Source organism: Bradyrhizobium sp. ORS 375 (assembly GCF_000239775.1).
Taxonomy (GTDB): domain Bacteria; phylum Pseudomonadota; class Alphaproteobacteria; order Rhizobiales; family Xanthobacteraceae; genus Bradyrhizobium.
This window is the reverse complement of the sequence record NZ_CAFI01000210.1, coordinates 1-11322: the sequence shown is the minus strand read 5'-3', so window position 1 is coordinate 11322 and position 11322 is coordinate 1. Positions and strand designations below refer to the sequence as shown.

Sequence of the window (11322 nt, the reverse complement as noted above, 5' to 3'; positions counted from 1 at the left end):
CCTGCGCGAAATGCCACTGTCCCCGGTCGTGCGCCGCAGCTATACGAGAGATGACTGTCATCAAACGGTTACAGACTCGACAAATGCCCGAATCCAACGCGACCGCGTCGATTCACGGCAGCGACCGTGCACTTGGCGCGCCGCACGCCGGCGACTCCGCGAGCAGCGGTCAAAGCCACGGCGTCGACACGGCGCTGCCGCTCGATGAGCAGACCGTCACGAAGACTTCAGATCGAACCGTGGACGGCGAGGCGGTCGCGCCGTCGCTTCCCGATCCGGAGGCCGGCACTGGCCACGAGATCGAGCTCAAGCTGCTTGTCGACCCCGCGCAGCTCGCCGGCTTCAACACTGCGGCGGTCATTGCGGCACATGCCCGCAACAAGGGCGCGCGCAAACATCTCAAATCCGTCTACTACGACACGCCGAAGCGTGTGCTGTGGAAGAACGGGTTCACGCTGCGTGTCCGCCAGAGCGGCACACGCTTCGTCCAGACGGTGAAGGCGCAGCAAAGCGATGATCCGCTCAAGCGCGGCGAGTGGGAAGCGAGCGTCGCCTCGCTGGAGCCGGATGTGGCGCTCGCCGCGGCGCTGCTCCCGGACGAGCTGGGCGAGACGCTGACCGGAACGACGCTGCAAGCGGTGTTCACCGCCGACGTGCATCGTCACGCGCGCCTGATCGACGTGCCCGGCGCCGTCCTGGAGATCGCGTTCGACAGCGGCGTCATCAAGGCCGGCGAGCGCAGCGAGATCGTGAGCGAGATCGAGCTGGAGCTGAAGAGCGGCAGTCCGGCCGCGATCTACGAGATCGCGCTGCGGCTGGCCGAGCACGGCGAGATCAGGCCGTCGATCCGCAGCAAATCGGCGCGTGGCTTCGATCTTGCTGCCGACCGTCCGCCGGGCGCCGACAAGCCGCGGCGGCCGGACCTCGATCCGACCGTGTCGCTCGACGAGACCTTCGCGATCGTGCTGCGCGGTAGCCTGCACCACCTGTTACAGGCCCTGCCGGCCGCCGAGGACGGCCGCAATCCCGAAGGCGTGCATCAGTTGCGCGTCGCGCTGCGCCGCCTGCGCGCCGCGCTGCACATCATGCGGCCGCTCGGCACATCGACTGCGCTCGACGGTCTCGAGGCGGACGCGCGCTGGCTGGCCCAGAACCTCTCAGCGGCGCGCGACCTCGACGTCTTCCTCACCAAGACTCTGCCCGAGATCGCGGACGCCTGCAGCACGGTCGCAGGCTTCGACACGTTGCGCGGGCTGGCGGAGCGGCAGCGCGACCTCGCCTATCGCAAGCTGCGCATCGCGCTCGCGGACCGTCGCTGCACCTCGTTCGTGCTCGGACTGGGGGCCTGGACCGCGACTCGTGGCTGGCGCAACGACGTCTCGCCGGATCAGCTCGGCCGCCTCGCCGGGCCGGCGATCGATTTTGCCGGACATGTCCTCTCGGAGCGGCACCAGAAGGCGCTCAAGCGCGGCCGCCATTTCAAGAAGCTGCCGGCGGACCGCCGCCACCGGCTGCGGCTGGCGCTGAAGAAGCTGCGCTACAGCATCGACTTCCTGCTGCCGCTGTATGGTCCGGGCAAGCCGGCGAAGAGATATGCGAGGTCGCTCTCCGACCTGCAGGAGCAGCTCGGCCACTACAACGACATGGCCGTCACCGCCGACGTCATCGAGACGCTCGGCACGACCTCGACCGACGCGGCGATCGCCGCCGCCGCGATTACCGGCTGGCAGGCGCATGCGATGGCCGGCGTCGAGGATCCACTGCGCGACGCGTGGCGTAGCTTCACGAAGACGCCGACGCCCTGGCAACCCGAGGAGGCCTGACGCGTTGTCTGGTGCGGTCGTCGATGCGTCGCATTGATCTGGTTCAAAACGCGCAGACGCGATGTGTGTCAGAGTGAAGCCATGAAGATATCCAGCCTGACGTGCCCTCATTGTCACGCCGCCTATGAGATCGCGGAATCGACCTCCGCCTTGGGCGCTCCCGGCCGGGCCGATTGCGGCATCTGCGGCACACCGCTGGCCGCATGGAGCGAGCCGAAGCTGCGGGCCTTCCGCCTGGTGGTGCCGCCCGAGCACAAATACCCCCGCGTGCCGTCGCCGGCTCCGGCCGGCTAGCTCCAGCCGCCTACCTCCAAGTCTCGAAATCCGGAACGCGGCACCTGATCGCTGACGTCACCGCTGGTCCGCGCATGGCGCCATGCCGGCCACAACTTGCCTCGCTTTTTTGACCGGGTCATAGTCCGTCATCGCGCGGTGCTGTCGGCCGATCCGGCCGCACGCTGCGGCGTCCCGATCCACCTCAGCGAGTCATCCCCTCCTCATGCCCATCATCAACAGCATCGCCGCCCTGTCCGACGAAATGGCCGCCTGGCGCCACGACTTCCACGAACATCCCGAGCTGCTCTACGAAGTCCATCGCACCGCCGGCATCGTCGCCGACAAGCTGCGCGCCTTCGGCTGCGACGAGGTCGTGACCGGCATCGGCCGCACCGGCGTGGTCGGCGTGATCCGCGGCCGCAAGTCGGCCTCGGGCAAGACCATTGGCCTGCGCGCCGACATGGACGCGCTGCCGATCGAGGAGACCTCGGGCGTGCCCTACGCGTCGAAGACGCCGGGCCTCATGCATGCCTGCGGCCATGACGGCCATACCGCGATGCTTCTGGGCGCCGCCAAGCACCTCGCCGAGACGCGCAATTTCGACGGCACCGCGATCGTGATCTTCCAGCCGGCCGAGGAAGGCGGCGCCGGCGGCAAGGCGATGGTCGATGACGGCCTGATGACGCGCTGGGGCATCCAGGAAGTCTATGGCATGCACAACATGCCGGGCGTGCCGGAAGGCCATTTCGAGATTTCGCCGGGCGCGATGCTCGCCTCGGCCGATGCGATCCACATCAAGGTCACCGGCAAGGGCGGCCATGGCGGCGCCGGTCCGCACAAGGCGGTCGACAGCATCCTGATCGCCTCGCAGATCGTCAACGCACTGCAGTCGATCGTCGCGCGCAACGTCGATCCCCTGAAGTCGGCAGTGATCTCGGTCTGCTCGATCCATGGCGGCACCACGTTCAACGTGATCCCCGAGACGGTCGAGATGCTGGGCACCGTCCGCACACTGGATCCCGAGATCCGCGATCTGGTCGAGAAGCGAATCGTCGAAGTCTGCGAGGCCACCGCCCGCGCCTATGGCGGCTCGGCGGAAGCGGTCTACGAGCGCAAATATCCGGTCACGATGAACCACCCGGCGCAGGCCGCGTTTGCTGCCGATGTCGCCCGCGACGTCGCAGGCTCCGAGCGCGTCAACGATCGCGCGATTCCGCTGATGGGCGGCGAGGACTTCGCCTTCATGCTGGAAGCCCGCCCCGGCGCTTTCGTGTTCCTCGGCATGGGCCCGGGCAACGAATGCCACCACCCGGCCTACCGCTTCAACGACAACATCCTCAGCGCCGGCGCCTCCTATTGGGTGAAACTGGTTGAGAAGAGCATGCCGGCCAACTGATCGGCTCGTGACAACATAGCGAGAACCAATCGTTGCCGCTGCGCTCGGACGTAGGAAGATGAGCGCACTGCCTGTTAATGCGCCCTCTCCCCTTGTGGGAGAGGGCATGTACGAAAGAGCGTCAAGCTCGGTTGGGTGAGGGGTATGTCTCGACGCGCGCTGCTCGCGGAGACATACCCCCCACCCAACCGAGCGCCCGGCTCAGTCGGTGCCGCCCTCTCCCACAAGGGGAAAGGGCGCGTTATCTGCCAGCGCCGCGTTCGGCGGCGCTTTGTCTCCCCCCTACCAACCGAATGCTGGTTGTGACGTCAACAGTTCGGCCTGCATCGAAGCGTCCCGCGGCGGCCAGCGGCTAGGAGAAGGCATCCTCCTGCCTCTCGAGGCCCGCATGCAGCGCCGCTCCGACCTCACGATGGACCTCGTCCTCCTGGTCCTGCTCTCCACGCTCTGGGGCGCCTCCTACACCTTCATCAAGATCGGCGTCGAAACCATCCCGCCGCTCAGCCTGATCGCCGCGCGCACGTTGATGGCTGGCCTGCTCCTTGCAACCCTGCTCGGCGGCCGTGGCGTCGTCTGGCCGCGCGAGCCCGCGATCTGGCGCCGCTTCCTGATCCAGGCCTGTCTCAACAGCGTCGTTCCGTTCACGCTCATCGCCTGGGCCGAGCGCACCATCGAGGCTGTCCTCGCCACGATCCTGAACGCGACCTCACCGATCTTCACCTTCCTGCTGACCGCGCTGGTCACCCGTCACGAGCCGGTCACGATGCGCAAGCTCGGCGGCGTTGCTGCCGGACTCGCCGGCACCTGTCTCATCGTCGGCGTGGAGGCGCTGCACGGGCTCGGCCAGCAATTATGGGCGCAGCTCGCGATCGTCGCCGCCACGGTGTGCTACGCGGGCGCGGCAATCATGGGAAAGAGCTTCAAAGGCCTCGACCCGATGCTGCCGGCTGCGGGATCACTGCTATCCGGCGCCGCGATCCTGATCCCGCTCGCGTTGCTGATCGACCATCCCTGGACGCTGACGCCATCGCTCCGCTCGGTGCTGGCGCTGATCGCGCTCGCAACCGTCTCCACCGCAGCCGCCATGGTGATCTATTTCCGCCTGGTACAGACCCTCGGCTCGATCGGCGCGACGGCGCAATCCTATCTGCGCGTGCCGATCGGCGTGGCCATCGCCGTGGCCGGACTCGGCGAACACCTCGCACCGACAGCATGGATCGGCCTCGGCTGCATCGTCATCGGCGTTGTCGCCATGACGCTGCCGGCGCGCTCGCGAGTCTAACCGAGCGCGATCGCGACCTTGCCGACATGCGCGCCGCTCGACATGTAGTGGAAGGCCTCGCGCGCCTCGGCGAAGGCGAAGACGCGGTCGACCACCGGCTTGACCTGATGCAGGGCCAGCGCATTCGCGAGCGCCTGCAGGTCGTCGACGGAGCCGACAGTGACGCCCTGCAGCCGCTGCTGCTGCATCACCATCAAGGGCAGGCGCAGCTCCGACGCCGGTGCGCCGGCGAGGACGCCGATGAAGGCGATGGTGCCGCCAATCTTCGTCGCGCGGATCGACTCGTTGAGCGTGCCGACGCCGCCGACTTCGACGACGAGATCAACGCCCTGCTTGGTGATATCGCGCGCGTACTTGCCCCAGTCCGGTGTGGTCTTGTAGTTCAGCGTCACATCGGCGCCGAGCTCCTTCAGCCGCGCGATCTTGGCCTCGTTCGACGACGTCGCGATCACGCGCGCGCCGGCCAGCTTGGCGATTTGCAGCGCGAAGATCGAGACGCCACCCGTGCCCTGCGTCAGCACGGTCTGCCCGGGGCGGATGCCGCCGAGCTTGACCACCGCGCTCCAGGCGGTGACGCCGGCACATGGAAGGGTCGCGGCCTCGATATCGGAGAGATGCGGGGGCGTCCGCACCAGCGCCTGCGCGGGAAAGATCCGGTATTCAGTCAAGGTGCCGTCGACCGCGCCGCCAAGCGCCGATCGCATCTTCGTCTCGCTCGGCTCGCCGCCGGTCCAGCTCTCGAAGAAGCTGCCGATCACGCGGTCGCCCGGCACAAACCCGGCCACGCCGTCGCCGACCGCCTCGACCACGCCGGCTCCGTCCGACAGCGGCACCAGCGGAAATTTCTGCCTGGAGCCGTAGCCCCCCTTCACCGTGAGCAGGTCACGATAATTCAGGCTCACGGCGGCGATGCGGACCAGCACCTCGCCGCGCGCGGGCGTCGGCACGGGCTTGTCGACCAGCGCCAGCGCATCGATTCCACCCGGACCTTGCAGCTCATAGCACTTCATCGGATGTTCCCCCCGCCACTGCTCGCGCTGCCTGCCGCGCGCCGTTTGCGCGATGGTGGAGCGTTTCGCGTCGCCGATCAAGCAGGTGCTCGTTCCGTGTCGCGGACAAATAATGTCCCCGTCGCCCGCAGGCTCATGTCAGGGCGTGGGAAGATCGGGGTGGTCCAGCCTGCCGTCATCGATCAGCGGGATCACGACGTGGTTGACGACATACTCGGTGCCAAACCAGGTGATCACGATCGAGATCAGCAGCACTCCAACCAGCAGCATCATGTCGCGTCGATCCATCTCACACATACGCGGCAGAGGTACCGACCGTTTCAGATCGACAACACTGGAACCGTCATCGCCCGATGAGGAACGACGCCAGTCCATCGACGTTCATCACGGCCAAGAGGCGGACTCATCGGATGGAACAGCTCGGCTATGGGATCGGCCTTCGCTGCGGCGCTGACGTCTTTGTCCTACGTGCCCCAGGTCCGCAAAGCCTATCCAAGCGGCGCCACGCATGATCTGTCGGTGAAGACGCTGCTGGCGCTCGGTGCCGGCCTCGCACTCTGGGTCGCTTACGGCGTGATCCGCGACGACATCGTGGTCGTCATCGCCAACCTCCTCGGCGCCAGCCTGGTGATCGCGCTGCTTGGTTTCAAGATCCGCGACATCCGGCGCGGCTGATCACTCACACGTCCGCCTCGAACCTGATGCGGCACGCGAGGCCACCCTCGCGAAAATCCTGCTCGATGCTGCCGCCGACGGCCGCCAGGCTGGCGCGGATCATGCGCGTGCCGAACCCCTCGCCGGCCGGCGGCGTGACCACGTGTCCCGCCAGCTCGCGCCATGTCACCACGCAGCGACCGCCCTCTTGCGCGAGCTGCACCTCGAGCCGGCCGCCATCGCCGCGCAACGCGCCATATTTGACCGCGTTGGTCGCGAGCTCATGGAACACCAGCGCGAGATGGCGGATCGCTTCCGGGCCGAGCGGCACGTCCGGCCCCTCCACCGTCACCAGGCCCGAGGCGCGAAAGGCCTGCAGCTCGGCGTCGAGCAGCATGCGCAACGTCATGACGCGCTGACCCGACCAGGCGAGCGTGTTGGCGCGCGCGACCGCATCGAGCCGGAGCGCGATCGCCTCACCCTTGTCGTGATCCTCGCCTGACAGGCTGGAGCGGACGATCGACTGAAACACCGCGAGCTGATTGTTGACACGATGTCTGAGCTCGCCGAGCAGGATCTCGCGCGCATGCTCGTTGCGCCTCAGCTCCACGAGCGCGTCGCGGCAGAGATTGCCGAGCCAGATCACCAGCGCCGACGCCGCGAGGAACGCGACGAGATTGACCACCTCCTCGTGGCCCGGCCGATCGGTGAAGCCGATCAGCACGACCGCGGCGGACAGCCACGCGGCAAAAACGGCCGCCGGCAGTCCGCCGATCAACGTCGCAAACAGGACCGACGGAAAGAACGGGGCATAGGCCAGCGTCGCACCGGCCTGATCCAATCCGGCCCGCGTCGCGGCGGAAATGGCCACGGCAACGGACGTGAGCAGAAACGTGGTCGGCGACCACGGCCTGCGACGAACGATCCAATTCGAAAAACTCTGACCCGCGCGCACGATTGACCCCGAATGCAACCTCTATCGCCGGGGGCGGACAGGAACAAGCTGAAGGAACTGACATGCAGGAGCAAAAATTTTTGGAACTTTTCCTGCGTAGTTGCGTTCCGCTGCGCACTTTGCGCCCGACGGAACGCGTCAATCCGTGACGTGGAAACGGCAGCAGCGGTCGCATGGCGTTCCGTCCCGGGCAATGACCTGCAGCGTGTTGCGCGCGTAGCGCCGTCGATCGGCGGAACAGCGTATGAGACGAGACGCGGCACGACGCAGCACGCCGGAAGAGCCGACGCCTCCTCCAACGCGGCGGTATCGGAGCGCTGCTCGCGAAACAGCTTGTATCTGCTGGTCCTCTGCGCGCTAATCCTAGCGGCTTGCCGATGCGCGCCACAGCGCCGATCATGGCAGCCATGACGACGAAATCGCGCGAGAGACTCTATGGGGCCGGCATCCGCATCGCGCAGGAGCAGGCGGCGCGCGCGCGCAAGCAGGCCGATCGCCTCGCTTGCGACGCCTGGAACAAGCGCATGCTCGGCTACAAGGGACCGGCGCAGCCCTCGCCGTTGCTCGGCGATGCGCTCAATGCGGGCTACTACTATCTCGAAGTGCGCTGCCTCGGCTGCGACACCAATCAGACCGTCGCGCTCGACATCATCAGGCGCGCCAAGACCACGCCGATCCACGAGCTCGAGCGCTACATGCGCTGCCAGGACTGCTCGCGGCGGACCGGCCGCCCCTACAAGCGCAGCGCGCTGGTCGCGTTGCGCGAGACCAAGATCTCGGCCGCGCATCCAGCCTCGACATGGTGGCCGGGCGAGCGTTAGCGGGCGATCGTGCGGTCAGCGCATGACGAGCGTCTCGAGAGGTGCCCTGATAGGGCCACGAACAAACAGATCGAAAAATCGTCAAGCACGCGGAACAATGTTGATCAACCGTCGTTTCGAAATCTTGCCGGCGCGGCAGGGAAGCGGAACATGTCACAGTTGATGACGCAGCCAGAAAAGCTGCGGGCGGACGCAGCGGAATGCGCGCTCATCCGCGATCTCGCCACCGACCGCGACAAGCGCGAGCTGTTCGCCCGCCTGGCCGAGCACCTGAGCTTGCTGGCCGCCGAGGTCGAGCGCGCCGCGCGCGACAGACATCCGTCCCGCTGAACGCGAACCGCGCGCGGAATTGCTTCACGATTTGCCGAGCTCGCGGCGTCCGCCACATCGGCGCGCAACTCACCTTGGCTATAAAGCACAATGATCCGTGATCGATTCGCGCTCGGACGATCACCCTTGTGCCACAGGTGCCGGTCTTGCGACGTTCCCTCCTCCTCGCCTGCTTCGCTCTCCTGGGGCTCGCCGCCCAGCCTCTCGCCGCCGCCGATCTGATCGGCCGAGTCAGCATCGTTGATGGCGACACGCTCGACATTCACGGCGCGCGGATCCGTCTCTGGGGCATCGACGCACCGGAGAGCGCCCAACTCTGCCGCGGCCGCGACCGCAGGCCATATCGCTGTGGCGCGCTCGCCGCCAACACGCTGGACGAGTTTACGCGCGGCAGGATCGTGCGCTGTACGCCGGTCGACGGCGATCGCTACGGCCGCATCGTGGCGCGCTGCGCTGCCTCCGGCAGTGATCTCGGCAGGTTCATGGTGTCGCGCGGCCTCGCCGTCGAGGAGCCGCAATATTCACACGGCGCCTACACGTCCGACCAGCTCGCCGCCCGCCGCGCCGCGCGTGGTCTCTGGTCCGGCCGCTTCGTCGAGCCGCCGCTGTATCGCAGCTGCATGCATGCCGGCGGCACCACGGCAGTGTGCTCGGATGGCGGCCGTTAGCCTGCAGGATGGGCAAGGCGCAGCCGCGCCATTGCGTCACGCCGGGCTCGTCATGGCGCGGTGCCCGCCACGCCGCCGCTGAACACGCCGCGCGACGCTGCGCACGCACCGCCTAACGTCGCCGCTTTGCCGCCCCGATGGCGGCGCGACGTCTTGCATCTGTGCCGGCAAGGCACGTCGATTGCCACGCACCAACCTCTCGCGCTACCGTCGTCACGGCACGGCTCAGCTTGGTGACGACGATGACTTCAGAAAAAACCCGCGTGGTGATCCTGTTCGGCGGGCGTTCGGCGGAGCACGACGTCTCCCGGGCCTCGGCGGCCAACATCTTCCGCTCGCTCGATACCGGCCGCTACGCCGTCACGCTGATCGGCATCACCCAGGACGGCCGCTGGGTGCTCGCCGACGCCGTCAATGACGGAGCGGGCCCAGCACTCATTGTGCCTGCCGAAGGCCCGGAGATCGTGCTGTTGCCGGCCGGCCAGGGTCGTGCGCTCGTTCTCGGCAACGCGGTCCCCCGCGAGCTCGCCTTCGATGTGATCTTTCCGGTGCTGCATGGCCCGAACGGCGAGGACGGCACGGTGCAGGGCGCGCTCGAGCTGGCCGGTGTCGCCTATGTCGGCGACCGCGTGCTGGGATCGGCCGCGGCGATGGACAAGGACGTCGCCAAGCGCCTGCTGCGCGACGCCGGCCTGCCGATCGTGCCGTTCGTGACCATGACCGCCGCGGCACCGGTGAGCTACGCGGCTGCCGTCGACGCGGTCGGCGCGTCCGAGCTGTTCGTCAAGCCGGCCAATCTCGGCTCCTCCGTCGGCATCTCCAAGGCACGCAACGCCGATGAATTCGATGCCGCCTGCAGCCTCGCGCTGCGCTTCGACCGCAAGATCCTGATCGAGCGCTGCATCTCTCCGGTGCGCGAAATCGAATGCGCCGTGCTGGAGCACGCCGACGGCAAGGTCGCCGCCTCCGAGCTCGGCGAGATCGTGCCGGCGAACAGCCACGGCTTCTACTCCTACGAGGCCAAGTACACCGATGCCAACGGCGCCGCGCTGCACGTCCCGGCCCAGGTCGAGCCCGTCCTCGCCGCGCGCATCCGCAAGATGGCCACCGAGGTGTTCGGCGTGCTCTGCTGCGAAGGTCTGGCGCGGGTCGACGTCTTCGTCCGTGGCGACGAGGTCTATGTCAACGAGGTGAACACCCTGCCCGGCTTCACGGACATCAGCATGTATCCGAAGATGTGGGAGGCCACTGGCCTGCCCCAGCCCGCGCTGATGGACGAACTCATCGCGCACGCGCTGGCGCGGCACGCGCGGCTGCAGGGATTGGCGTCGCAGCGGTGAGGCTGCGTGAGGGCGGCGTGTCAACGCGGCGCGACCTTGACGCCGTCAGCGACGCGGTCACTGGGATAGATGACCACTACATCGCCGCCGGCGACGCCCTCGGCCACGGCCGCGAAGCGGCCTGAGCGGCGAATGATCCGCACTTTGCGCAGCTCGGCGCGCCCGTCCTTCAATGCGAACACCGACCAATCGTCGCCGCGCCTGAACAGCGCTCCGGTCGGCACGATGGTCGCGTCGTCCTGGGTGAAGACGACGATCTTCGCATCGAGCTGATAGGCATCGCCGAGTCGCTGCCACTGCTCGGCGGGCGAGACGAGATCGATCAGCACGTTGACGCGCTGCTCCTCGACGCCGAGCGTGGAGATCTTGGTGAAGGCCGCCGGCTCGACGCGGCGAACCCGGCCCGCCAGGCGCCCCGCGCCGCCCCAGCGATCGATCGTGACCTCGGCGCCGGGACGGATCTCGACCGCATCGGTGCTCAGCACGTCGATGACCACTTCGAGATCGCGTGGATCGCCGAGCTCGAGCAGTGCCGCGCCCGGCTGCACCGTCGTCTCGCTTTCCTGGATCACCTTCAGCACGAGCCCGCCGACCGGCGCGGTCACATTCCAGCTCTCGGCCGTCACCTCGGCATCGGTGCTGCTGCCGTAACGCGCCAGCATGGCTCTAAGCTGATTGAGCTCGTGCCCCGCGGCATGGTCGACATATTCGGCGGCGCGCAGGTCGCGGTCGGCGATCCGCATCGCGAGCTCGGCGCGCTCCTTCGC

At 67.5% G+C, this 11322-nt stretch carries 13 protein-coding genes; 9 read left to right on the top strand and 4 right to left on the bottom strand.

All coding sequences use genetic code 11. From position 1 onward, the window contains the following. Positions 1–83 precede the first annotated feature (83 nt). From BRAO375_RS17890 to BRAO375_RS17875, 4 genes are all read left to right on the top strand, one after another. A complete protein-coding gene (locus BRAO375_RS17890) occupies positions 84–1823 on the top strand; it encodes a CYTH and CHAD domain-containing protein (protein ID WP_009028873.1) in 1740 nt (579 codons plus the stop codon). Between the two features lie 81 nt (positions 1824–1904). Further along, positions 1905–2117: a zinc ribbon domain-containing protein gene (locus BRAO375_RS17885; RefSeq protein ID WP_009028872.1), complete on the top strand. Its 213-nt coding sequence runs from the start codon at positions 1905–1907 to the stop codon at positions 2115–2117. A gap of 205 nt (positions 2118–2322) precedes the next feature. Further along, on the top strand, positions 2323–3495 hold the full coding sequence (locus tag BRAO375_RS17880) for a M20 aminoacylase family protein (protein ID WP_009028871.1): 1173 nt from the start codon (positions 2323–2325) through the stop codon (positions 3493–3495). A 388-nt stretch (positions 3496–3883) separates the two neighbouring features. Next, the gene (locus tag BRAO375_RS17875) at positions 3884–4777 is read left to right on the top strand and encodes a DMT family transporter (protein ID WP_009028870.1); all 894 of its coding nucleotides are present in this window, start codon (positions 3884–3886) and stop codon (positions 4775–4777) included. Here the strand turns inward: BRAO375_RS17875 and BRAO375_RS17870 are convergent. Both BRAO375_RS17870 and BRAO375_RS38880 read right to left on the bottom strand, forming a co-directional pair. Continuing rightward, positions 4774–5787: a zinc-dependent alcohol dehydrogenase family protein gene (locus tag BRAO375_RS17870; RefSeq protein WP_009028869.1), complete on the bottom strand. Its 1014-nt coding sequence runs from the start codon at positions 5785–5787 to the stop codon at positions 4774–4776. The genes BRAO375_RS17875 and BRAO375_RS17870 overlap by 4 nt on opposite strands. Before the next feature lie 138 nt (positions 5788–5925). Continuing rightward, complete coding sequence (locus BRAO375_RS38880; RefSeq protein WP_009028868.1) at positions 5926–6060, bottom strand: hypothetical protein; 135 nt, start codon at positions 6058–6060, stop codon at positions 5926–5928. Positions 6061–6213: 153 nt separating this feature from the next. Between BRAO375_RS38880 and BRAO375_RS17865 the strand changes: the two genes are divergently transcribed. Next, positions 6214–6462: a SemiSWEET family sugar transporter gene (locus BRAO375_RS17865; RefSeq protein WP_009028867.1), complete on the top strand. Its 249-nt coding sequence runs from the start codon at positions 6214–6216 to the stop codon at positions 6460–6462. 4 nt (positions 6463–6466) lie between these two features. Here the strand turns inward: BRAO375_RS17865 and BRAO375_RS17860 are convergent, their stop codons facing one another. Then, the gene (locus BRAO375_RS17860; protein WP_035640882.1) at positions 6467–7414 is read right to left on the bottom strand and encodes an HWE histidine kinase domain-containing protein; all 948 of its coding nucleotides are present in this window, start codon (positions 7412–7414) and stop codon (positions 6467–6469) included. A gap of 389 nt (positions 7415–7803) precedes the next feature. Here BRAO375_RS17860 and BRAO375_RS17855 point away from each other — a divergent pair, with 389 nt between their 5' ends. The 4 genes from BRAO375_RS17855 (at position 7804) to BRAO375_RS17840 (ending at position 10555) form a co-directional block, all read left to right on the top strand. After that, positions 7804–8217: a hypothetical protein gene (locus BRAO375_RS17855; protein WP_009028865.1), complete on the top strand. Its 414-nt coding sequence runs from the start codon at positions 7804–7806 to the stop codon at positions 8215–8217. Positions 8218–8376: 159 nt separating this feature from the next. Further along, positions 8377–8547, top strand: a complete 171-nt coding sequence (locus BRAO375_RS38065; RefSeq protein ID WP_175345331.1) for a hypothetical protein — start codon at positions 8377–8379, stop codon at positions 8545–8547. 128 nt (positions 8548–8675) lie between these two features. Continuing rightward, entirely contained in the window at positions 8676–9215 is a 540-nt protein-coding gene (locus tag BRAO375_RS17845) for a thermonuclease family protein (protein ID WP_009028863.1), read from the top strand. Positions 9216–9457: 242 nt separating this feature from the next. Next, complete coding sequence (locus BRAO375_RS17840) at positions 9458–10555, top strand: D-alanine--D-alanine ligase family protein (protein WP_009028862.1); 1098 nt, start codon at positions 9458–9460, stop codon at positions 10553–10555. 20 nt (positions 10556–10575) lie between these two features. On the opposite strand, the gene BRAO375_RS17835 is transcribed toward BRAO375_RS17840, so the two are convergent. After that, the coding region (locus BRAO375_RS17835) for an efflux RND transporter periplasmic adaptor subunit (protein ID WP_035640877.1) at positions 10576–11322 on the bottom strand (747 nt) is incomplete at its 5' end.